The 21,265-nt window shown below is 73.5% G+C and carries 17 protein-coding genes; 10 read left to right on the top strand and 7 right to left on the bottom strand.

Annotated elements, in window-relative coordinates; genetic code table 11:
- The first annotated feature begins 2 nt into the window (after positions 1-2).
- Positions 3-578, top strand: a complete 576-nt coding sequence (locus ACQEVU_RS13280) for a DUF899 family protein (protein WP_433323132.1) — start codon at positions 3-5, stop codon at positions 576-578.
- 15 nt (positions 579-593) lie between these two features.
- Here ACQEVU_RS13280 and zwf read toward each other — a convergent pair whose 3' ends face one another.
- Positions 594-2,096 (bottom strand): glucose-6-phosphate dehydrogenase, encoded by a 1,503-nt coding sequence (zwf, locus tag ACQEVU_RS13275; protein ID WP_433323130.1) that lies wholly within the window; start codon positions 2,094-2,096, stop codon positions 594-596.
- Between the two features lie 128 nt (positions 2,097-2,224).
- Here zwf and ACQEVU_RS13270 point away from each other — a divergent pair, with 128 nt between their 5' ends.
- The 6 genes from ACQEVU_RS13270 (at position 2,225) to ACQEVU_RS13245 (ending at position 10,585) form a co-directional block, all read left to right on the top strand.
- Positions 2,225-2,776, top strand: a complete 552-nt coding sequence (locus ACQEVU_RS13270) for a TetR/AcrR family transcriptional regulator (RefSeq protein WP_433323128.1) — start codon at positions 2,225-2,227, stop codon at positions 2,774-2,776.
- Positions 2,767-3,285, top strand: coding sequence for a hypothetical protein (locus ACQEVU_RS13265; RefSeq protein WP_433323126.1), 519 nt, complete (start codon positions 2,767-2,769; stop codon positions 3,283-3,285). The genes ACQEVU_RS13270 and ACQEVU_RS13265 overlap by 10 nt, the downstream gene beginning before the upstream one ends.
- Positions 3,286-3,424: 139 nt before the next feature.
- Positions 3,425-3,898 carry a hypothetical protein gene (locus ACQEVU_RS13260; protein ID WP_433323124.1) on the top strand — a complete coding sequence of 158 codons (474 nt, stop codon included), beginning with the start codon at positions 3,425-3,427 and terminating at the stop codon, positions 3,896-3,898.
- A 68-nt stretch (positions 3,899-3,966) separates the two neighbouring features.
- The gene (locus tag ACQEVU_RS13255) at positions 3,967-8,157 is read left to right on the top strand and encodes a BTAD domain-containing putative transcriptional regulator (protein ID WP_433323122.1); all 4,191 of its coding nucleotides are present in this window, start codon (positions 3,967-3,969) and stop codon (positions 8,155-8,157) included.
- A 97-nt stretch (positions 8,158-8,254) separates the two neighbouring features.
- On the top strand, positions 8,255-9,601 hold the full coding sequence (locus ACQEVU_RS13250) for an FAD-binding oxidoreductase (RefSeq protein WP_433323120.1): 1,347 nt from the start codon (positions 8,255-8,257) through the stop codon (positions 9,599-9,601).
- Positions 9,602-9,664: 63 nt separating this feature from the next.
- The gene (locus tag ACQEVU_RS13245) at positions 9,665-10,585 is read left to right on the top strand and encodes an acyl-CoA desaturase (RefSeq protein WP_433323118.1); all 921 of its coding nucleotides are present in this window, start codon (positions 9,665-9,667) and stop codon (positions 10,583-10,585) included.
- Between the two features lie 109 nt (positions 10,586-10,694).
- Here the strand turns inward: ACQEVU_RS13245 and ACQEVU_RS13240 are convergent, their stop codons facing one another.
- Entirely contained in the window at positions 10,695-10,883 is a 189-nt protein-coding gene (locus tag ACQEVU_RS13240) for a DUF1918 domain-containing protein (protein ID WP_433323116.1), read from the bottom strand.
- Between the two features lie 53 nt (positions 10,884-10,936).
- On the opposite strand from ACQEVU_RS13240, the gene ACQEVU_RS13235 reads away from it, so the two are divergent.
- Positions 10,937-12,316, top strand: a complete 1,380-nt coding sequence (locus ACQEVU_RS13235; RefSeq protein ID WP_433323114.1) for a hypothetical protein — start codon at positions 10,937-10,939, stop codon at positions 12,314-12,316.
- A gap of 24 nt (positions 12,317-12,340) precedes the next feature.
- Here ACQEVU_RS13235 and ACQEVU_RS13230 read toward each other — a convergent pair whose 3' ends face one another.
- The gene (locus ACQEVU_RS13230; protein ID WP_433323112.1) at positions 12,341-12,715 is read right to left on the bottom strand and encodes a hypothetical protein; all 375 of its coding nucleotides are present in this window, start codon (positions 12,713-12,715) and stop codon (positions 12,341-12,343) included.
- Positions 12,712-13,743, bottom strand: coding sequence for a LacI family DNA-binding transcriptional regulator (locus tag ACQEVU_RS13225; protein WP_433323110.1), 1,032 nt, complete (start codon positions 13,741-13,743; stop codon positions 12,712-12,714). The genes ACQEVU_RS13230 and ACQEVU_RS13225 overlap by 4 nt, the downstream gene beginning before the upstream one ends.
- 131 nt (positions 13,744-13,874) lie before the next feature.
- On the opposite strand from ACQEVU_RS13225, the gene ACQEVU_RS13220 reads away from it, so the two are divergent.
- Entirely contained in the window at positions 13,875-16,121 is a 2,247-nt protein-coding gene (locus tag ACQEVU_RS13220) for a glycoside hydrolase family 3 N-terminal domain-containing protein (RefSeq protein ID WP_433323108.1), read from the top strand.
- 39 nt (positions 16,122-16,160) lie between these two features.
- On the opposite strand, the gene ACQEVU_RS13215 is transcribed toward ACQEVU_RS13220, so the two are convergent.
- The 3 genes from ACQEVU_RS13215 to ACQEVU_RS13205 are packed head-to-tail and all read right to left on the bottom strand — an operon-like array spanning position 16,161 to position 19,881.
- Positions 16,161-17,780, bottom strand: a complete 1,620-nt coding sequence (locus tag ACQEVU_RS13215; protein WP_433323106.1) for a N,N-dimethylformamidase beta subunit family domain-containing protein — start codon at positions 17,778-17,780, stop codon at positions 16,161-16,163.
- A 14-nt stretch (positions 17,781-17,794) separates the two neighbouring features.
- Positions 17,795-18,877 carry an ABC transporter ATP-binding protein gene (locus ACQEVU_RS13210; protein WP_433323104.1) on the bottom strand — a complete coding sequence of 361 codons (1,083 nt, stop codon included), beginning with the start codon at positions 18,875-18,877 and terminating at the stop codon, positions 17,795-17,797.
- A complete protein-coding gene (locus tag ACQEVU_RS13205; RefSeq protein ID WP_433323102.1) occupies positions 18,874-19,881 on the bottom strand; it encodes an ABC transporter ATP-binding protein in 1,008 nt (335 codons plus the stop codon). Before ACQEVU_RS13205 ends, ACQEVU_RS13210 begins: the two co-directional genes overlap by 4 nt.
- 155 nt (positions 19,882-20,036) lie before the next feature.
- Between ACQEVU_RS13205 and ACQEVU_RS13200 the strand changes: the two genes are divergently transcribed.
- A complete protein-coding gene (locus ACQEVU_RS13200; RefSeq protein WP_433323100.1) occupies positions 20,037-21,254 on the top strand; it encodes an RNA-guided endonuclease InsQ/TnpB family protein in 1,218 nt (405 codons plus the stop codon).
- The last annotated feature ends 11 nt before the right edge of the window (positions 21,255-21,265 follow it).

Below are 21,265 nucleotides of genomic sequence, written 5' to 3'. Positions count from 1 at the left end.
GGATGCCGGACTACACGCTGACGGGGGCCGACGGGCCGGTCCGGCTGGTCGATGTCTTTGCCGGGAAGTCGCAGCTGATCGTGTACAACCACATGTGGAACCCCGACGCGGACGCCGAGTGGCAGTGCGGCGGCTGCACCAGCTTCACCTCGTCGTTCACCCGGCTGGACTTCCTCGACAACTACGACGCGCGGTTCGTGATCGTCACGCAGGGGCCGATCGACGCGGCGCTGGCCTACGCCGAGCGGGTCGGGAACACGATGACGTGGTACTCCACCGCGGACAGCCCGTTCGGCGCCGACGTCGACGCGCCGCCCGGCGGCGGGTTCGGCCTGAACGTCTTCCTGCGCGACGGCGACACCGTGTACCGGACCTGGCACACCAGCGGGCGCGGCGTCGAACAGCTGACGTTCACGTTCGCGCTCGCTGATGTGCTGCCGTACGGGCGTCAGGAGGAGTGGCAGGACTCGCCGGAGGGGTGGCCGCAGGCGCCGACGTACGCCAACTGGCTCGACTCGCCGGACATCGCGCGGCTGTACGGCCGGCCGGGGGCCGCCAGGGCAGCGGGCGCGCCCTGACGGCCGCAACGGTCGTCAGGCCACCGTGTTGCGCCAGGCGCGCCCGCTGCGCTCGATCAGGCGGTTGGCGTCGGTCGGGCCCCAGGACGCGGCCTCGTACGTCGGGATGGGGCTGGTGTCGCCGGCCCAGCGCTCGATGATCGGGTCGACGATCCGCCAGCACTGCTCCACCTCGTCGGAGCGGATGAACAGCGTGGTGTCGCCGATCAGCGCGTCGAGCAGCAGGCGCTCGTAGGCCTCCGGGGACTCCTCGCGGAAGGTCTTGTCGTAGGAGAAGTCCATGCTGGCCGAGCGGACCCGGAACGAGTGGCCGGGCACCTTCGCGCCGAAGCGCAGCGCGATGCCCTCGTCGGGCTGGATGCGCAGGATGAGGGCATCGGGCTGCAGCTCGGTGAGCTGCGAGTCGGGGATCGGCAGGTGCGGCGGGCGCTGGAACTGCAGCGCCACCTCGGTCACCCGGCTGGGCAGGCGCTTGCCGGTGCGCACGTAGAACGGCACGCCGGCCCAGCGCCAGTTGTCCACGTCGAGGCGCAGCGCGGCGTAGGTCTCGGTGCGCGAGAGCGGATCGACGCCGGGCTCCTCGCGGTAGCCGGGCATGAGCTCCTCGCGGGTGCCGCCGCGGGTGTACTGGCCGCGCACCGCGATGTCGTCGATGTCGCGGCCGCGCGGCAGGCGGATCGCCTGCAGCAGCTTCACCTTCTCGTTGCGCACCGCCTCGGCCGCGAATGACGCCGGGGGCTCCATGAGCGCCAGCGCGAGGACCTGCAGCACGTGGTTCTGCACGATGTCGCGCATCGCGCCGGCGTGCTCGTAGAAGCTGCCGCGGGTGCCCACGCCGAGCGTCTCGGCCACGGTGATCTGCACGTGGTCGACCCAGGTGCGGTTCCAGATCGGCTGGAAGATCGAGTTGGCGAAGCGCAGGGCCAGGACGTTCTGGACGGTGTCCTTGCCCAGGTAGTGGTCGATGCGGAAGACCTGCGTCTCGTCGAAGGAGGCGTGCACGGTCTGGTCCAGCTGCTTGGCGCTCTGCTCGTCGTGCCCGTACGGCTTCTCGATGACCAGGCGGGCGAAGGAGCCGTCCCGGGCCTGGTTCAGCCCGGCGCCGGCGAGGCCGTTGATCACCAGCGGGAACGCCTCGGCCGGGGTGGAGAGGTAGAAGACCCGGTTGCCGGCGGTGCCGCGCTGCTCGTCGAGCTCGTCGAGGACCTGGGCCAGGTTCTTGTACGTCTCGGGGTCGTCGTAGCCGCCGTGGATGTACCGCACCCCGCCGCCCAGCTGCGGCATGCGCGACAGCCCGCGCTCGCCCAGCACGTTGTGGATGAACTGCTCGTCGTCCATCGGCGTGCGGGCCACGCCCACGACGGCGAACCGCTCGGTCAGCCGGTTGTGACGGGCGAGGCTCTCGATCGCCGGGATCAGCTTGCGGCGGGTCAGGTCGCCGGAGGCGCCGAAGATGACCACCGTCGCCGGTGGGGCGTGCCGGTTGTCGGACTCCTGGATGACCGTGTCGCTGGACATTGGTGTGCCTCTCCGTCGGACTGCCGCCGTGACACTACGAGTCAACTGAAGCGGGCAGCAACGATTCCGGAACGTGACCGGCGTCTCTGCCAGGCCCGCGTCAAGCCTAGGCCGTAGGTTTGGCGGCTATGGGACGACCCGCGCGCCACGACACCGTCAGCCTGCTCGACGCCGCGGTCCGGCTGGTCGAGGCGGGCGGGCCGCGGGCGCTGAGCGTCGCGGCCGTCGCGCGGGAGGCCGGCGGGCCGAGCGGCTCGGTGTACCACCGCTTCTCCGGGCGGCCGGCGCTGGCCGCGGCGCTGTGGCTGCGCACGGTGGAACGCTTCCAGGCCGGGTTCCTCGACGCGCTGGCGCGCGGGGAGCCGGCGCGCGCCGCCCGCCACGTCGTCGCCTGGTGCCGGGCGCATCCCGGGGAGGCGCGGATCCTGTTGTACGGCGCCGCCGACTTCGACCACGACCGCTGGAGCGACGGCGACCGGGCCGCGCTCGACGGGCTGAACGCCCGCGTGATCGCCGCCGTGCGCGCGCTCGGCGGCGATGCCGACAAGGTGACGCTCGCCCTGGTCGACCTGCCGGCCGCGCTGGTGCGCCGGCACCTGCGCGCCGGCGGCCGCATCCCGGCCCGGGCCGAGGACCTCGCGGAGGAGACGGCGGTGCTAATTTTAGAGACATGTCTCTAAAAGTGTGGGGCACCCTGCCCGGCGAGGACGGCCTGGCGTTCGACGGCGACCGCATCGCGCCCGGGCGCGAGGGCTGGCTCCGGGCGGTCGACGTGCGCGCGGGCGCCGCGACCGCGTTCCGCTGGCTGTGCCAGCTGCGCATCGCGCCGTACAGCTACGACTGGATCGACAACGCCGGCCGCCGCAGCCCGCGCGCGCTGACCCCCGGCGTCGACGACCTCGCCGAGGGCCAGCGCTGGATGACGATCTTCGACCTGGTCGCGTTCGAGCCGGGCGAACAGCTCACCCTGCGGATGGCCACCCGCACCGGCCGGCGGCTCTTCGGCGACATCCTGGTGACGTACCTCGTTCGCGACCTCGGCCCGGGCCGCTCCCGCCTGGTGGCCAAGCTGCACGTGCCCGCGCCGCGCGGCCGGCTCGAGCGCCTCACCCGCCCCCTGCTGGCCGGCGGTGACCTGCTCATGATGCGCAAGCAGCTGCGCACCCTGGCCGGGCTGGCCGAGGGCTGAGCCCACCGCCCGGGGGATCGTCGCCTGGCCGACCAGGCGACCCCGGGCGGACCGCACGCGGTTGGCGACCTGACGCTCCGCCCCCTACCGTGGTAACGTTTCGTAGTCAGGTGCATACGAGGAGTAAGCGGGGTACGCGATGTCGATTACACCCATCGGGCCGGCCACGCAGACCACGGTGACATCGGCGACGAACACCAGCGCGGCGGCGGCCAACGCGGCCGGCACGCCGACCTCGCGGGACATGCAGCAGCGGACGGAGCAGGAGCGGCTCGACCAGCAGCGCCTCGACCAGCAACGGCTCGACCAGCAACGGCTCGACCGGCAGCGCACCGACGATCTGCAGCGCACCGACCAGCAGGCCTACGTCCAGCGCCAGGACCAGCAGCAGCGCGACGAGCAGCAGTACGTGCAGCAGCAGCGCCGGCTCGAGGACCAGCGGCTGCAGGACCAGCAGCGCCTCGCCGACCAGCAGCGCATCCAGCAGCAGCTCGACCTCGAAAACCAGCTCCGCCAGCGGGCCGAGGACGCCCGGGCGAACTTCGACGCCATTCAGCAGCAGCGACTGCAGACCTCGAGCCTCTTCACCGGCCGTTTGGACGTCTACTTGTAGGCCTTCTTCGCGGTACCTTGTCTGCTCAAGGCGGCGCGGGCCGCCGCGAGCAGGGAGGGTAAGCCCGGGTGGAGCTGTCGATCAGCGTGCTCGGCAACATGACCGCCACCCTGCGCGACGAGCCGGTCGACCTCGGCGGCCGCCGCCAGCGGGCGGTCCTTGCGGTGCTCGTGCTCAACCGCGGCGACATCGTCCCGACCGACCGCCTCATCGACTGCGTGTGGGCCGACCGACCGCCGGCCAACGCCGCCGGCGCCCTGCAGGCGTACGTCTCCCACCTGCGCCGCCGCCTCGAGCCCGGCGGCACCGCCCGCGCCCGCGGCAACGTCATCGCCAGCCGCCCGCCCGGCTACGCCGTGTCCCTGGACCCCGAGGCCGTCGACGCCTGGCGCTTCGACGCGATCGTGCAACGGGCGCTGCGGCAGGGGTACGCGGAACAACGCGACCTGCTCACCGGCGCCCTGCAGCTGTGGCAGGGCCCGGCGTACGCGGAGTACGCCGACGAGCCCTGGGCGCAGCCCGAGACCGCCCGCCTGAGCGAGCTGCGCGAGGTGGCCCGCGAGGAGGTGCTGGCCGCGCGCCTGGCCCTGGGCGAGAGCGCGGTGCTCGTGCCGGAGCTCGAGGCGCTGGTGGCCGACCAGCCGCTGCGCGAGAAGCGGTGGCGCCTGCTGGTGGTGGCGCTGTACCGGGCACACCGTCAGGGGGACGCCCTGGGCGCGCTGCGGCGGGCCCGCCAGACGTTGTCGGAGCAGCTGGGTGTGGACCCGGGACCGGCGTTGCGTGCCCTCGAGGCCGAGGTGCTGGCGCAGGCGCCGTCCCTGAACGCGCAGGTCGAATCGGACCAGGTCACGAAAAATCCGGCGCAAGCGCCAGATTTTTCGGACATATCATCATTTAGCCGGGCGCCGGGATCGTCCCGATTTGGGGCGAATCCAAGCCCCGCCGGGACCACGGATCGCGCCGCGCGGGAAGACGACCCTGCAAACACGGCGGGCGGCAAGGCAGGCGCGGCGCAAGGCGCGGTGGCCCAGGGCCCGGGCGCGGCGGGCGCGGGCACCCTCGGCGCGGCAGGCGTGGACGCGGCGGGCGTGGGCACGGCAGGCGCGGCGGGTGCGGGCGCGGGTGTGCCGGCCGCGGGCGCGGTGGGCCAAGGTGCGAGCACGGGCGTGCCGGGCGCGGGAGCGGGTGTGCCGGGCGCGGGCGCGGTGGGCCAGGGTGCGAGTGCGGGCGTGCCGGGCGCGGGCGTGCCGGGCGCGGGCGTGCCGGGCGCGGGCGTGCCGGGCGCGGGAGCGGGCGCAGCGGGCGCGATGGGCGCGGGCGCAGCGGGCGCGGATGTGCCGGCCGCGCGCGCGGTGGGCCAGGGTGCGAGTGCGGGCGCGACCGGCGCGGGCGCGACGCCCGCGGGCGCGAGTGCGGGTGTGCCCGGTGCGGGCCTACCGGGTGCGGGGCTACTGGGTGCGGGTGCGGCGCGTGTGGGCGACGGAGGTGCCGCCGCGCCCCGGGTTGAGCGTGGGTTGGCGAGCGGCGGGGAGTCTCGCGGTACCGAATCCGGATCCCGGGGGCGAGACCACCTCGTCGATCGTGAACGGGAGGTCGCCGCCCTTCGCGAAGCCGCCGCCGACGCGTTCGCGGGGCTGGCGCGGCTCGTGATGATCGAGGGGCCGGCGGGGATCGGGAAGAGCCGGCTGCTCACCGAGGCGCGGCGCATCGCCGACGGGCACGGGGCGCTCACGCTTACGGCGCGCGGCAGCCAGCTGGAGAAGGAGTTCGGGTTCGGCGCGGCGCGGCAGCTGTTCGAGGCGCTGCTGACCGATTCCGCGGCCCGCGACCGGCTGCTGTCCGGGGCGGCGGCGTCCGCGACCGCGGTGTTCGACCTGACGCACGACCCGCAGACCCGAGGCGATCATACGTTCGCGGCGCTGCACGGGCTGTACTGGCTCACGGCCAACGCCGCGGCCGCGCGGCCGCTCGCGATCGTCGTGGACGACCTGCAGTGGTGCGACACCGGGTCGCTGCGGTTCCTGGCGTATCTCGTGCGGCGGCTGGAAGGGCTGCCGGTGCTGGTGGTGGCGACGCTGCGGACCGGGGAGCAGTACGACGACGAGGCGCTGCTCGCCGAGCTCCAGCTCGACCCGGCGACCACGGCGGTGCGGCCGGGGCCGCTGAGCGCCGGCGGGGTGGCCGAGCTGGTCCGCGAGGGGCTCGGCGACGCGGCCGAGGACGTGTTCGTCGCCGCCTGCCACCGCACCACCTCCGGCAACCCGCTGCTGCTGCGGCAGCTGCTGCGGGCGCTCGAGGCGTCCGGCGTGCGGCCGACCGGGGCGCACGCGGGCACGGTGACGGCGATCGGGTCGCGGGCCGTGTCGAGCATGGTGCTGTTCCGGCTGCGGCGCATGCCGGCCGCGAGCACCGCCGTCGCGCGGGCCATCGCGGTGCTCGGCGACGGGGCGGGGCTGCCGACCGTGGCCGCCCTCGCCGGGGTCGACGAGCCGGCCGCCGCGCTGGCCGTGGCGGCGCTCGCGCGGGCCGAGGTGGTCCGCCACGAGTACCCGATCGGGTTCGTCCACCCGCTGGTGCGCGACGCGGTGTACCAGGACCTCCCGCCCGGCGAACGGCAGCTGCAGCACGAGCGGGCGGCCCGGGTGCTCGCGGGCGCCGCGCCCGAGCAGATCGCGGCGCACCTGCTGCAGATTCCCGAGCGCGGGGACCCGTGGGTGGTCGAGGTGCTGCGCGCGGCGGCGGACACGGCCATGCGCCGGGGCGCGCCCGAGGGCGCCGCCACGTACCTGCGCCGGGCCCTGGTCGAGCCGCCGGACCCGGCCGTGCGCCCGGCGGTGCTGCTGGCGCTCGGGCAGGTCGAGACGCTCAACGACGGGCCGGCCGCGATCGCCCACCTGCGCGCCGCCTACGACGACCCGCAGACCGACCCGGCGACGTTCGCGCTGGTCGCGCGGATGCTCATCCACACGCTGATCTTCGCCGGGCCGGAGGGCAACGCGCCCGCGGTCGCCCGGCAGGCCCTGGCCCGCCTCGCGCCCGAGTTCGCCGACGAGCGGCAGGCGATGATCGCGCTGGAGCGGATCGCGGCGTACATGCACAGCGGCGACGCGTTCATCGCCGGCGACTTCACCGCCGAGATCGCGGGCGAGCGCCTCGGCGCCCGGATGCTCGCCGCGCTGCGGGCCTGGGAGCTCGTCGCGCGGGGCGAGCAGCGCGAGGAGTCGGTCCGGCTGGCCCGGTTCGCGCTCGACGGCGGCCTGCTGCTCGACGGCGACCCGGGCCTGTTCTGGGTGATCTCCGGCGTCGTGCTGGAGAACGCCGACACCGACGCGGGCACGCTGTGGGAGGACTCGATCGCGCTGGGGCACACCCGCGGGTCGCTGTTCACCGTGCTGGCCGGGCAGCTGTGGTCGGGCTGGCGGGACTGGCAGCGCGGCGACCTGCCCGAGGCGGCGCACCGGCTCAGCTCGGCCAACGAGCAGAGCCTCGCCTGGGGCGGGGTGCCGGCGCTGGGCATCTCGTACGGCGAGGCCTGCCTCATCCGCGTCCTCGTCGACCAGGGCCTGCTCGCCGACGCGCGCGCGTTCCTCGACGAGCACCTGGACCGGCCCCGGGTCGGCGACGGGATCCGGCTGGTCACGCAGGCCCACGCGTACCTGCTCATCGCCGAGGGGCGGGCCGCCGAGGCGCTGGCGGTGCTGCCCGCCGAGGCGGTGCCGGGCAACCCGCAGTGGTACGAGGAGCGCTCGATGCGGGCCCAGGCGTACGCCGCGCTGGGCCGCACCGCGGAGGCGATCGAGCTCGCCGAGGCCGACCTGGCCGACATGCGCCGGTGGGGCAGCCCGCGGGGCGTCGGGCGCGCCCTGCGCCTGGCCGGGGAGATCGCCGGCGACGCGGACCGGCTGCGCGAGGCCGTCGACATGCTGAGCGGGACGCAGGCGCGGTTGGAGTACACCCGCGCGCTCTTCGCTCTTGGCCAGGTCGTCGAGGATCCCGTGGATCTGCTGCGGGAGGCGCTGAAGCTCGCCGAGGAGTGCGGGGCGCTCGCGCTGCGCTCCGGCATCGCCGCGGCCCTGACCGCCCGCGGCGAGGACGTGCCGGCCGAGCCGCCGGTGCAGCTGACCACCGGCGAGCGGCGGATGCTCGCCATGGCCGAGGGCGGGGCCGACGAGCGGGAGATCGCCCAGGCGCTGTTCCTCACCCCGCACACGGTCCGTGACACCCTGGCGGCCGTGCGCCGCAAACAGGCAAGCAGCTGACAGCCCGGCTCACGTTGCGCTCAGGTCGGGCGCAAGTCCGGCCCAACCGCCGCCCGGCACGGTGTTCCCCGAAGCGATCGAGACTTTGGAGAGCACCGTGACGACCATTGCCAACTCCCTGCGCGGCCTGTGCGGCGGCGCCGTCCACCTGCCCGGCGACCCCGGCTACGACACCGCGCGCATGCCCTGGAACGTGGCGTTCGACCAACGGCCCGCGGCCGTGGCGTACCCGGCCGACCCCGCCGAGGCCGCCGAGGTCATCCGCGCCGCGGCCGCCTCCGGTCTGCGGGTCGCCCCGCAGGGCACCGGCCACAACGCCGGCCCGCTCGGGCGGCTCGACGACGTGGTGCTGCTGCGCACCTCGGCCATGACCGCCGTGTCCATCGACCCGGCGCGGCGCACCGCCCGGGCCGAGGCCGGCGCGCTGTGGATCGACGTCGTCGAGGCGACCGCGCCGCACGGGCTCGCCGCCCTGCACGGCTCCTCGCCGGACGTCGGCGTCGTGGGCTACTCGCTCGGCGGGGGCATCGGGTGGTACGCCCGCCAGCACGGCCTGCAGACCAACAGCCTCACCGCGATCGAGCTGGTGACCGCCGGCGGCGAGCTGGTGCGGGCCGACGCCGAGCACAACGCCGAGCTGTTCTGGGCGCTGCGGGGCGGCGGCGGCAACTTCGGCGTCGTCACCGCGGTCGAGTTCGACCTCTTCCCCATCACGACCGCGCACGCCGGCTGGCTGGTCTGGGACTGGCGCGAGGCCGCCCGGGTGATCCCGGCGTGGGCCGAGTGGGCCGCGGACGCCCCCGACCACGTGACCACCGCCCTGCGGCTGCTGCAGCTGCCGCCGATGCCCCAGATCCCCGAGGCGTTCCGGGGCCGGCAGCTGCTGGTCATCGACGGCGCGACGCTCGGCGACCCGGGCGTGCTCGCGCCGCTGCGGGCGCTCAAGCCGGAGATGGACACGTTCGCCGACCTGCCCGCCGCGGCCCTGTCGCGCCTGCACATGGACCCCGAGGGCCCCACGCCCGGCATCAGCACCTCGGCGATGCTCGACCGCCTCGACGGCGCCGCGATCGACGCGATGCTCGAGGCGAGCGGCCCCGGCTCCGGCACGTCGCTGCTCGTCGCCGCGGAGCTGCGCCAGCTCGGCGGGGCGCTGGGCCGCCCGGCGCCGCGCCACGGCGCGCTGCCGCGCCTCGACGCGTCGTTCGTGTTCTTCGCGTGCGGCATCGCGGCCGGCCCGGAGCTCGCCGCGGCCGCGGAGGCCGACACCGCCCGCGCGGCCGCGGCCATGGCGCCGTTCGCCAACGGGCGGCAGTACCTCAACTTCGCCGAGAACCCGGTCGACACCTCGACCGCGTACGAGGCGGCCACCTGGCAGCGGCTGCGCCAGATCCGCGCCGCCGTCGACCCGGGCGGGCTGTTCGTCGCCAATCACGTCATCTGACGGCTATGGGCTGGCATCCTTCTCGCGGGGTGCCAGCCATGCCCGCCGTCTATGGTCCGGCCCATGACCACGGCGGTGAAGCCCCTCCTTGGCCGCAAGCGCCCCATACCGGCGCACGTCGCGGTCTACGCGTTCGTCATCATCCCGTTCCTGGCCCTGCTGGCCGCCGTGCCGCTCGCCTGGGGATGGGGGCTGGCCTGGCTGGACGTCATCCTGGCCGCGGCCTTCTACACCGTGACGTGCCTCGGTGCGACGGTGGGTTTCCATCGGTACTTCACCCACGGCGCCTTCAAGGCCAAGCGCTCGCTGCGCATCGCCCTGGCCGTCGTCGGCAGCATGGCGGTCCAGGGCCCGATCCTGCACTGGGTCGCCGACCACCGCCGCCACCACGCCTTCTCCGACAGGGAGGGCGACCCGCACTCCCCGTGGCTGTTCGGCACCAGCCCGGTCGCGCTGGCCCGCGGCTTCTGGCACGCCCACCTCGGCTGGGTCCTGGAGCGCGACCTGACCAACCAGGAGCGCTTCGCCCCCGACCTGCTCGAGGATCGCGACATGCGGATCATCCACCGGCTCTTCGGCCCGCTCACGATCGTCACGCTCGCGCTGCCCGCGGTCCTCGGCGGCCTCATCAGCTGGACCTGGGAGGGCGCGATCACGGCGTTCTTCTGGGCCGGCCTGGTCCGGGTCACCGCCCTGCACCACGTCACCTGGTCGGTGAACTCGGTCTGCCACATGATCGGTGAGCGCCCGTTCGCCGCCCGCGACCGCTCGGCGAACTTCTGGCCGCTGGCGATCCTGAGCATGGGCGAGTCGTGGCACAACCTGCACCACGCCGACCCCACGTCGGCCCGCCACGGCGTCCTGCGCGGCCAGATCGACATCTCGGCCCGGACCATCTGGATCTTCGAGAAGCTCGGCTGGGCGTGGGACGTGCGCTGGCCCACCCCGCAGCGCCTGGCCCGCATCGCGGCCACGCCGGCCTGAGGACGCGCGCTCTTCCCCGAACCGGCGTCCGCCTGTCGGCCGCCGGCCTCATGGAACGTCGTTCTGGCCCGCTGTGCCTGGTCAGGTCACACGCGCGGCAACGTCGTGGTCACCTTGCCGGCGGCACGATCCGCGCATCCGGCCCCGGGAAGATGAGTCCTTCGTGCCCGTCCTGCCACCGCACCGTGTACGGCGGCGTGCGGTCGTCCCGCTTCACCTGCGTGATGACGCCCTCGCGCCGTCCGTCGCCGACGTGCGCGCCCTCCACGATCAGCCGGTCTCCAACGTTCGCGTGCATGTGCGTTGCCTCCTCGCGGTTGCTTCGGTCCGATATGAGGTACACCTGAGTATGTGAGCGAAACATTCCGGATGGGTGTGGTTCGCGGAGTTAGTTATGGCCTCTTCGGCCCGCCGGGCGAGTTCGTCCCGCAGGCCCGCACGCTGGGCGCCGGCCTGGTGCGGGCCTATCTGTACTGGTCGCAGATCGAGCCGGCCCGCGGCGAGTTCACCTGGGACGCCGCGGACGCCCTGCTGGACCAGCTCGACGACGACGTCGAGGCCTGGCTGACGGTCTGCTCGAGCTCGCCGTGGGCCACGAGGCAGACCGCCACGTTCCTGCCGCCGTCGCCGGCGAAGGACCCGGAGGACTACGCGAGGTTCGTGCGGGCCCTGGTGGATCACTGCCAGGGCCGCATCCGGTACTTCCAGTGTGACAACGAGCCGAGCAACGCGGGCCTGTTATGGTCGGGAACGGCGGCGGAGTACGTCCGGCAGCTTCGCTCGCTGTATGCCGCCGTCGACGGCCGGTCCCTCGTGGTCCTGGGCGGCTGCGGCTACGACGTGCTGAGCAGCCCGCCCGGCTCGCCGCCCCGCCGCTTCTTCGCCGAGGTCCTGGCCGAGGCCCGCGACGCCTTCGACCTCTTCGACGTCCACCTGTACGGCCCGCCGTCGAAGGTCCCCGACTACGTGGGGCAGGCCCGCGCGATGATGCGCGAGCACGGCTACGAGCGCCCGGTGGTCGCGGGCGAGCACGCCGGCCCGGTCCTGTTCGAGTTCCCGGAGCTGGACCCGGTCGTGGCCGAGGCGTTCGCGTCCCTCCCGCCGGACGCCGCCGACCTGGTGGAGCTGGCCGGCCAGGACACCCCGGAGCGCCGCGCGATGGCCGGGCTGTACGCCCGCATCGAGGAGCTGCCGCCGCGGCTGCAGATGCTGATGCAGGGCTGCGCGGGCCACCTGTCGGCGAAGCGCGACCGGATCGCCTGCCGCCAGCTCGTGATGCGCACGGTGCAGGCGCTGGCGTGCGGCGTGACGAGGACGGCGTACTGGAGCCTGGCCCCGGAGGTCCCCGGGTACTCCGACCGCTACCAGATGATGGACCTGCTCTTCGGCCGCCTCCCGCTCCTGGACTACGACGCCGCCGGGACGCTGAGCCACCGCTACCCCGCGGCCGAGACCTTCGCCCTGCTGTCGAGCGAACTGCGCGGCGCCACGGCGGTCACCGCGCGCGACGGCGCCTACCTCGTGGAACGGGCGTCCCGCGGCCCGCTGTGGATCGCGTGGGGGGAGGGCGACACGTTCGAGGGCGAGGACGACGCCCCGACGCCGCTGGCCCTGCCGTGGAACTCGGGGACGGCCGCGGCCGTCGACGCGTTCGGCGCCCCCGTCCCGACGTCCGTCCACGACGGCGTGGTCCACGCGGACCTCACCGTGACACCGATCTTCATCAGCTGACGCGCGGCGCCGACCGGGCGCCGGTCAGCCCAGGCGGCTGCGGCGGTCGCGCTTGTCCAGCGGCCAGCGGGCGTCGACCACCTGGGCGAACGCCGCGCAGTCGGGGCAGGCCCGCGCGGCGGCGGGGCTCCACGAGTGGCCCGCCGGTTCCATGCCGTCCAGGGCGGCGCCGCACAGGCAGCGCGCGCCGGTGACGATGGCGTGTGCGCGGCCGGACGGGTCGGTGGCCAGGGCCCAGCGGCTGTCCGTCGGCTCGTACCGCGGCCGGCCCAGCGGCTCGTCCTCCCACTCGACGGCCGTGGCGAAGCACCACTCGCAGACCCACCAGACCATCCGCCACGCGGGCGACGGGCCCGGGTCGTCGGTGGCCATCCGGTGGCCGCAGATGTCGCAGGTCATCGCGGCGGCGGGGCGGTGGACTCGCGGACGACCAGGTGGGTGGCGAGCTGGATGTGCGGCGAGTCGGGGGTGCCGCCGCGGGCCAGGGTGTGCAGCGTGCGCAGCGCCACGCGGCCCATGTCGGCGATCGGCTGGTGGACGGTGGTCAGCGGCGGGGAGGACAGCTTGGCCGGCTCGATGTCGTCGAAGCCGACGATCGACAGGTCCTGCGGCACGCGGCGGCCGAGCTGGCGAGCGGCCTCGAACACGCCGAACGCGGCGCCGTCGCAGGCGGCGAAGATGGCCGTCGGCGGGTCGGGGCGGGCCAGCAGCTCCAGGGCCATCCGGCAGCCGGCGGCGGCCGTGAAGCCGCCGTGGACCACCAGCGAAGGGTCGGCGTCGATGCCCGCCAGTTCGAGGGCGTTGCGGTACCCGTGCAGGCGCTCCCGCGACGCGGCGATCTGGGCGGGCAGGCCCGCAAAGCCGATGCGGCGGTGACCCAGCGCCACGAGGTGCTCGGTGGCCTGTGTGCCGCCGGCGAAGTTGGTGGACGCGACGCTCGCCAGGCCGGCGCCCATCGGGCCGGTCAGGTCGACGGAGACCAGCGACAGGCCGAGGTCCTCCACCGTGCGGACCTGGCGGGCGGTCAGGGCCAGGGAGACGACGATCACGCCCAGCCGGCGGCGGGCCGCGGCCCGGGCCAGCCAGGCGTCGCTCAGCGGGGTCTCGGCGCCGCCCTCGCGGTCCAGGACGTCGACGACGACCTCCACGCCCAGCTCGCGGGCCGCGGTCAGGATGCCGCCGAGGACCTGCAGGGAGTACATGCTCACCATGGAGTCGAACACCACGTCGACCGCGGGCTCGGGGTGCGGCTCGCGCGGGCCGGTGGTGGGGACGTAGCCGAGGGCGTTGATCGTCTCCTCGACCCTGCGGCGGGTGCGGGGGTCCACGTTGGGGCGCTTGTTCAGCACCTTCGACGCCGTGGCCTTGGACACGCCGGCGGCGAGCGCGACGTCCTCAAGAGTCACACGCGCGTGCGGGTCGCCCATGCTTCCTCCCGAAACAGTTTCGCGCGTTGACAGCACAGTAGGATACCCATAACGTCGATATCAACAGGAAACACGCGGAAAAAGTTTCTGGTACGCCGCCATCAGAACAGGACTAACGGATCGTGACGACTATGACCGAGAGACTCCCGTATCAGGATTCGGCGCTGCCGATCGGGGAGCGGGTCGACGATCTCGTTGGCCGCATGACGCTGGCCGAGAAGGTCGGGCAGATGCTGCAGCTCGACGCCCGGCTCGACCTCGCCGACGCGGTGATCACCCGCACGGCCGGCTCGATGCTGCACGCCTCCCCCGCGCGCATCCGCGAGGCGATGGCGATGGTCGAGCAGACCCGGCTGCGCATCCCGCTGCTGATGGCCGACGACTGCATCCACGGGCACGCGTTCTGGCCCGGCGCCACGGTGTTCCCGACCCAGCTCGGCATGGCCTGCACGTGGGACCCGGAGCTGGTCGAGCGGGCCGCGCGGGTCGCCGCGACCGAGATCTCCACCACGGGGCTGCACTGGACGTTCTCGCCGGTGCTGTGCATCGCCCGCGACCTGCGGTGGGGGCGCGTCGACGAGACGTTCGGCGAGGACCCCTACCTGATCGGGGAGCTCGGGGCGGCCATGATCCGGGGGTACCAGGGCGGGGGCCTGAGCGACACCACCGCGGTGCTCGCCACCGCCAAGCACTTCGCCGGCTACTCCGAGACCCAGGGCGGCCGCGACGCCAGCGAGGCCGACCTCACCCCGCGCAAGCTGCGCGCGTGGTTCCTGCCGCCGTTCGAGCGGGCCGTGCAGGCCGGCTGCGCGACGTTCATGCTCGGGTATCAGGCGATCGACGGCGTGCCGGTCACCGCCAACCGCTGGATGCTCGACGGCGTGCTCAAGCAGGAGTGGGGCTTCCCGGGCACCCTCGTCACCGACTGGGACAACGTCGGGCGGATGGTGTGGGAGCAGCAGGTCGCGGCCGACTACGTGCAGGCCGCCGTCGTCGCGGTCGAGTCGGGCAACGACCTCATCATGACCACCCCGAAGTTCTTCGAGGCCGCCCAGCAGGCCGTCGCCGAGGGCCGGCTCGAAGAGGCGAAGATCGATGCTGCGGTACGCCGCATCCTCCGCCTGAAGTTCGAGCTCGGCCTGTTCGAAAACCCGCGCGCCGCCGACCCGCAGCGCCAGGCCGCGGTCATCGGCTGCGGCCCGCACGCCGCCCTCAACCTCGAGGTGACCCGCCGCTCGCTGGTCCTGCTGCGCAACGACGGCACGCTGCCGCTCACCGGCGCGGCCCGGCGCATCGCGGTCGTCGGCCCCAACGCCGACGACGTGCACGCGCAGCTCGGCGACTGGGCCGGCGCGTCCGGGCAGGTCGACTGGATGCCCGACGGGCACCCGCGCGACACGATCACGACCGTGCTCGACGGCCTGCGCGCCCTGGCCCCGCAGGGCTGGGAGGTCACCTACGCGCAGGGCGCCGAGATCGGCCGCCTCCAGCCCGACCCGGCCGGCACCCACTTCCCCGACGGCCAGCCCCGCCCGCCGCTGTTCCGCGCCGCGCCGGCCGACCCCGCCGCGATCGCCGAGGCCGTGGCGCTGGCCGAGGCAGCCGACGCCGTCGTATGCGTGCTCGGCGACAACGTCGCGCTGACCGGCGAGGGCAAGTCGACCGCCACGCTCGACCTGCAGGGCGGCCAGGCCGCGCTGCTCGACGCGCTGGTCGCCACCGGCCGCCCGGTGATCATCGTGCTGGTGCAGGGCAAGCCGTCGACGCTGCCGGCCTCGGCCGAGCGCGCCGCGGCGATCGTGGAGGCGTTCAACCCGGGCATGCAGGGCGGCCGCGCGGTCGCCGAGCTGCTCCTGGGCCTCATCGAGCCGGCCGGCCGCCTCCCGATCTCCTTCGCCCGCCACGCCGGGCAGCTTCCGGTGTACTACAACCAGCTCCGCGGCCAGCACGGCAACCGCTACGCCGACCTCACGCAGGACCCGCTGTTCGCGTTCGGCGAGGGCCTGTCCTACTCGACCGTCGAGTACTCGGACCTGCGCCTGGAGCGCGACCGCCTGACCGCCGACGGCGTCGTGCGGGCCCGCGTGGCGATCACCAACACCGGCGAGCGCCCTTCGATCGAGACCGTGCAGGTGTACGTCAGCGACGTCGTCACCAGCGTCACCTGGGCGGTGCGCGAGCTCAAGGCGTTCCACCAGGTCACGGTGGCGCCGGGCGAGCGGGTGGAGGTGGCGCTCGAGCTGCCGGCGTCGGCGTGCTCGATCGTGGCCGCCGACGCCCGGCGCGTGGTCGAGCCGGGCCGCTTCGAGCTGCTCGTCGGCCGCAGCTCAAGGGCCGCCGACCTGCTGAGCGCCCCCTTCGAGATCGTCGCCGCCTGACGCCCGCCGCGGGTGGTGGCCCGGCGCCGCCACCCGCACTCAGCCGGCCGCCCGGGGAGCCCGTCCGACGAAGCCGTTGAGCACGTTGCGCGTCAGCGCCGAGACGCCCTCGTCGACCAGGAGCGAGGCGATGTACGTCATGGAGCCGACGGAGTAGACCTCGCCGCCGCTGCCGGGCAGGTTCCGGTAGACCAGTTCGGCTCCGCCGTTGCCGGGATTGGTCCCCTGCGCCAGTACGACGAAGCCGGGCGGGGTGCTGGGCGTGCGCTTGTCGGTTTCGTGGCCCGAGGCGCCGCCCGGCACGCGCTCGTGCATGCTGTGCGTCCCGAACAGGTCGCCGTTGCGCAGACCCGTACCGGCGAACGCCCAGTGGTCGGCGTCGAGCACGCGGTACGGGGCGGCGGTGCCCTCGCCGGCGTGGGTGAACGTCACCCCCAGCAGCCGCGCCTGCGGTTCGTGGGTGCGGTGGAAGCGGCTCTCCAGGTGTGCCTCCTGCGGCCGGTCGCGATCGGGCTGGCGGGTCAGATAGCGGCCCCGGCCCGCGTCGACGTGTTCGACCTCGCAGTCGGCGCCGTTCCCGCCGAGGTACATCAACCGGCCGCCGCGCCGCTGCACCCAGTCGCGGACCGCGTCGTACTCCTCGGCGTACCAGTACTCGGGGTGCATCTCGGTCAGCAGCACCCGGTAGGCGTCCAGGTCGAGCTCTCCGTTACGCACTTGGGCATCGGAGTACAGGTCGTAGCCGAATCCCTCGCGTTCGAGCCAGGCCAGCAGCCGCCACAGCCCGGGGGCGAGGCTGGAGGCCAGCCGGCCGGTCATCGGGTCGGCCGCCTCGACGTCAAGGCCGACGAAGCAGTCAGGTTCGGGCCGTTCGAACGACAGCGGCGGGTAGACGTCGTTGTCGGCGGTCTGCGTGGCGCTGTTGCCGATGCGGTACCGGGCGAGGTCCTGTCGCGCGTTCACGGTCGGGGTGGGTGGCAGACCCGATTCGTTGATGTAGTTGCTGCGCCCGCCGAAACGGTTGTAGGCGTTCCAGTTGTTGGTGGCGGCGAGCACCGCGATCGGTTCCCGGGCGGCGGCGGGGGCGACCACCCACGGGAATGAGAAGAACTCGCCGCGCTCGTTGTGAATGTGCATGTAGTAGAGACCGGAGCGCTGCGGCCCGGCCAGCCGGCGGACGTGGCCCGGGCTGGTGAAGCCGACGGTGTTGAAGCGCACGCCGGTCTGCGAGAAGTCCTCGTCGGGAAGGATCTGCGCCATCGCCCGCGGGCCGTGCTCGTCGAACCATCCGAGCAGTTCGACCGGCTCCTTGCGCAGCCCGTAGCGGAACAGCTCGGCGCGGTACGGTGCGACGGAGTGCACGCGCAGTTCCGCCGTCTCGCCGGAGCGCACCCACTTGGGCCACATGAATCCGGTCAGGGCGTCCGACAGCAGCCGTACCTGCAGCGGTTCCTGGGCCGGCAACGTCGCGGTGAGATGCTTGGCGCCGAAGCCGGGCATGGCGAGCGTGAGCCGGTACTCCCCCGGTTGCAGGTCGGCGACGATGGCGCCGCTGGCGGTCGAGGCGGCCTGGGCGACGATGGCGCCGTCGCGGGCGAACTCGACCAGGACGCCGGCCAGCGCCAGATAGTTCTCGTCGCTGACATACCCGATCAACATAGCGCTGCTGTCTCCTATCGTGGCTGGTCTGCGGTCAGTGAGCCGGCCACGTCGGCGGCGGTCCGCCTCGCTCGGGGATCGTCGGCGAAATGGCAGGCGACTTGGTGCGTGGTGCGCTGCTGGCCGGGGGCCAGCGCCCGCAACGGGGGCCGCTGGGTGGAGCACACCTCAGGCGAGCCGAGCATGTCGCGCAGCGGGCAGCGGGTGTGGAACAGGCACCCGGCCGGCGGGTCTTCCGGGCTGGGGATGTCACCGCGCAGGATGGTGCGGCGCCGGGTCTTCTCGACCAGGGCGTCGGGCACGGGCACCGCGGACAGCAGCGCGGCGGTGTACGGGTGCCGAGGGTCGCCGTACACGGCCTCGGACGGACCGGTCTCGACGATGCTGCCCAGATACATCACCGCCACCCGGTGGGCCAGGTGGTGCACCACCGCCAGGTCGTGGGCGATGAACAGGTACGCGATGCCCAGTCGGCGCTGCAGGCCGGCCAGCAGGTTGACGACCTGGGCCTGGATCGACACGTCCAGGGCGCTGACGGGCTCGTCGCAGACGATGACGTCGGGCTCCACCGCCAGCGCCCGGGCGATGCCGATGCGCTGCCGCTGGCCGCCGGAGAACTGGTGCGGATAGCGGGCGGCGAAGGACGGGTCCAGGCCGACCAGCTCCAGCAGCTCGGACACCCGGGCCGCGCGGCGGCCGGCCGCCAGGCCGTGTACCCGCAGCGGTTCGGTCAGGGCGTCGCCGACCGACTGGCGCGGATCGAGGCTGGCGTACGGGTCCTGGAAGACCATCTGCACCCGCCGGCGGTACGGCCGCAGCCGCGTGCCGTGCAGCCCGAGCAGGTCCTGACCGTCGAGCCGGATCGTGCCCTTGCTGGGCTCGTTCACGCGCACGATGGCGCGGCCCACGGTCGACTTGCCCGAGCCGGACTCCCCCACCAGCCCGAGGGTCTCGCCCCGGTACAGGTCGAGGGAGACGTCGTTGACCGCATGCACCCAGGAGGCCGGGCGGCCCAGGAGACCGCGGCGCACCGGGAAGCGGACCTCGAGGTCGCGGACCTCCAGGACGGCGGCCTCGTCACGGTGCTGCGCGGTCATGGGTTCCCACCTGATGTCGTGTCCTGCAGGGGCGTGAGCCGGGGGCTCCAGCAGGCGACGCGGTGGCCCGGACGCAGCTCGCGCAGTGCCGGCTCCTGCGACTGCGCCTGTGGTGCCGGGTGCGGGCAACGCGGCCGGAACGCACAGCCGGGCAGTTCGGTCCCGAGATCCGGCGGGGCGCCGGGAATCGTGTGCAGCGCCGCGCCGCGGGGGGCGTCCAGCCGGGGTACCGATTCCACCAGCCCGGCGGTGTAGGGGTGCTCCGGCCGGGCGAGGACCTCGGCGGTGGCGCCGTCCTCGACGATCCGCCCGGCGTACATGACCGCCAGCCGGTCGGTGCTGCCGGCGACGACGCCGAGGTCGTGCGTGATCAGCAGCATGCTCATCTCGGTGGTGGCCCGCAGTTCGGCGAGCAGTTCGAGCACCTGTGCCTGGATGGTCACGTCCAGCGCGGTGGTGGGCTCGTCGGCGATGAGCAGGGACGGCCCGCAGGACAGCGCCATGGCCACCATGGCCCGCTGGCGCATGCCGCCGGAGAGCTGGTGCGGGTACTGCCCGATGCGCCGGGCGGCGTCCGCGATGCCTACCCGCTCGAGCAGTTCGACGGCCCGGTCGCGGGCGGCCCGGCCGGTGGCGATGTGGTGCGCCCGCAGCTGCTCGGTGATCTGCCGGCCGATGGTGAGCACCGGGTTGAGGCTCGACAACGGGTCCTGGAAGATCAGCGCCATGGAGCGGCCGCGGATCGCGCGCAGCTGCCGCTCGGGCAGCCCGACCAGGTCGCGACCCTGGAAGCGGATGCGTCCGGCGGTGACGCTCGCCGAGCGCGGCAGGAGTCCCAGCACGGCCAGGGCGCTGACGCTCTTGCCGGAGCCGGACTCGCCCACCAGGCCGAGGGATTCGCCCCGGTCGACCTGGTAGCTGAGTCCCCGCACCGCCCGGACTCGGCCCTGCCGGGTGCGGAACTCGACGTGGAGGTCCTCGACCTCCAGCAGCCGGGTGTTCATCGGAAGCCTCCGTGGTAACCCCCGGCTTTAACCGTGGGAAGGAAACAGAACCCCTGCGGAGCAGGGCAGGGAACGCCGATCCGCCGCCACGGCGGATCGGCGCCTACCCGCGCGTCACCGCAGGGTCCACTCGACAGACCACTATCGTGTGGGCCGTGACCAGGACGGTGAAGCGGGCGTTCAAGTACCGCTTCTACCCGAGCCCGGGGCAGGCTGCTGAGCTTGCCCGGACGTTCGGGTGTGTCCGGCTGGTCTACAACATGGCGTTGCGGGCCCGCACCGAGGCGTGGACCCTGCGCCAGGAGCGGGTCGGCTACAATTCCACCTCGGCCCTGTTGACCGGTTGGAAGAAGACCGAGGAGCTGGCGTTCCTCAACGAGGTGTCCTGCGTGTCGTTGCAGCAGGCGCTGCGCCACCTCCAGGTCGCGTTCACGAACTTCTTCGCCAAGCGGGCCAGGTACCCGACGTTCAAGAGCAAGAAACGGTCGCGGCGCTCGGCGGAGTACACCACCAGCGGATTCCGGTGGCGGGACGGCCGACTCACCCTGGCGAAGATGACCGAGCCCCTCGACATCGTGTGGTCCCGGCCGCTGCCAGACGGCGCGTCGCCGTCCACGGTGACCGTGTCTCAGGACAGCGCGGGCCGCTGGTTCGTGTCCCTGCTCTGCCACGACGTGATCGAGCAGGCCCCGGCTGCGGCCACCGGCGCGGGCGGGGTCGGTGTCGATGCCGGGCTGGACAGCCTGCTCACCCTGTCCACCGGGGAGAGGATCACCAACCCGAAGCATGAGCGCCGCGACCGGGCCGCGCTCGCCCGCGCCCAGAGGAACCTTGCCAGGAAAGAACAGGGCTCCGCGAACCGGGTCAAGGCCCGGCTCACGGTGGCCCGCATCCACGCCCGGATCACCGACCGCAGACGGGATCACCTGCACAAGCTGACCACTCGGCTCGTTCGTGAGAACCAAACGATCGTGATCGAGGACCTGACCGTGCGCAACATGGTCACCAACCACCACCTGGCCCGCGCCATCTCCGACGCGGCCTGGCGGCAGTTGCGCACCATGCTGGATTACAAGTCCGAATGGTATGGCCGGAATCTGGTCGTCGTGGACCGCTGGCTCCCGTCGTCGAAGCTGTGCTCGGTCTGTGGTGCGCTTGCTGAGCGGATGCCGCTGCGCGTGCGGTCGTGGACGTGCCGGTGCGGCACCGTCCACGACCGTGACGTGAACGCGGCCCGCAACATCCTCGCGGAGGGGCTCTCCGTGCTCGCCTGTGGAGGCGGTGTAAGACCTCAACGAGAGTCCTCTCGGACGGGGCGGTCGTCGGCGAAGCAGGAAACCCAGCGGGCGACCGCTGGAGTCCCCGGCTTTTAGGCCTGGGGAGG

The sequence above is a fragment of the Dactylosporangium sp. CA-139066 genome (assembly GCF_050936175.1).
In the GTDB taxonomy this organism is placed as follows: Bacteria; Actinomycetota; Actinomycetes; order Mycobacteriales; family Micromonosporaceae; genus Dactylosporangium.
The sequence above is the reverse complement of the archived record's forward strand: the minus strand, read 5'-3'. Positions and strand labels throughout refer to the sequence as shown.

What these genes read in the sequence shown, in the direction of transcription:
- ACQEVU_RS13280 (WP_433323132.1), top strand. Translation starts at nt 3, where the DNA reads ATGCCGGACTACACGCTGACGGGGGCCGACGGGCCGGTCCGGCTGGTC.
- ACQEVU_RS13260 (WP_433323124.1), top strand. Translation starts at nt 3,425, where the DNA reads ATGTCGATTACACCCATCGGGCCGGCCACGCAGACCACGGTGACATCG.
- ACQEVU_RS13205 (WP_433323102.1), bottom strand. Translation starts at nt 19,881, where the DNA reads ATGAACACCCGGCTGCTGGAGGTCGAGGACCTCCACGTCGAGTTCCGC.
- ACQEVU_RS13265 (WP_433323126.1), top strand. Translation starts at nt 2,767, where the DNA reads ATGTCTCTAAAAGTGTGGGGCACCCTGCCCGGCGAGGACGGCCTGGCG.
- ACQEVU_RS13270 (WP_433323128.1), top strand. Translation starts at nt 2,225, where the DNA reads ATGGGACGACCCGCGCGCCACGACACCGTCAGCCTGCTCGACGCCGCG.
- ACQEVU_RS13230 (WP_433323112.1), bottom strand. Translation starts at nt 12,715, where the DNA reads ATGACCTGCGACATCTGCGGCCACCGGATGGCCACCGACGACCCGGGC.
- ACQEVU_RS13245 (WP_433323118.1), top strand. Translation starts at nt 9,665, where the DNA reads ATGACCACGGCGGTGAAGCCCCTCCTTGGCCGCAAGCGCCCCATACCG.
- ACQEVU_RS13220 (WP_433323108.1), top strand. Translation starts at nt 13,875, where the DNA reads ATGACCGAGAGACTCCCGTATCAGGATTCGGCGCTGCCGATCGGGGAG.
- zwf (WP_433323130.1), bottom strand. Translation starts at nt 2,096, where the DNA reads ATGTCCAGCGACACGGTCATCCAGGAGTCCGACAACCGGCACGCCCCA.
- ACQEVU_RS13240 (WP_433323116.1), bottom strand. Translation starts at nt 10,883, where the DNA reads ATGCACGCGAACGTTGGAGACCGGCTGATCGTGGAGGGCGCGCACGTC.
- ACQEVU_RS13225 (WP_433323110.1), bottom strand. Translation starts at nt 13,743, where the DNA reads ATGGGCGACCCGCACGCGCGTGTGACTCTTGAGGACGTCGCGCTCGCC.
- ACQEVU_RS13215 (WP_433323106.1), bottom strand. Translation starts at nt 17,780, where the DNA reads ATGTTGATCGGGTATGTCAGCGACGAGAACTATCTGGCGCTGGCCGGC.
- ACQEVU_RS13210 (WP_433323104.1), bottom strand. Translation starts at nt 18,877, where the DNA reads ATGACCGCGCAGCACCGTGACGAGGCCGCCGTCCTGGAGGTCCGCGAC.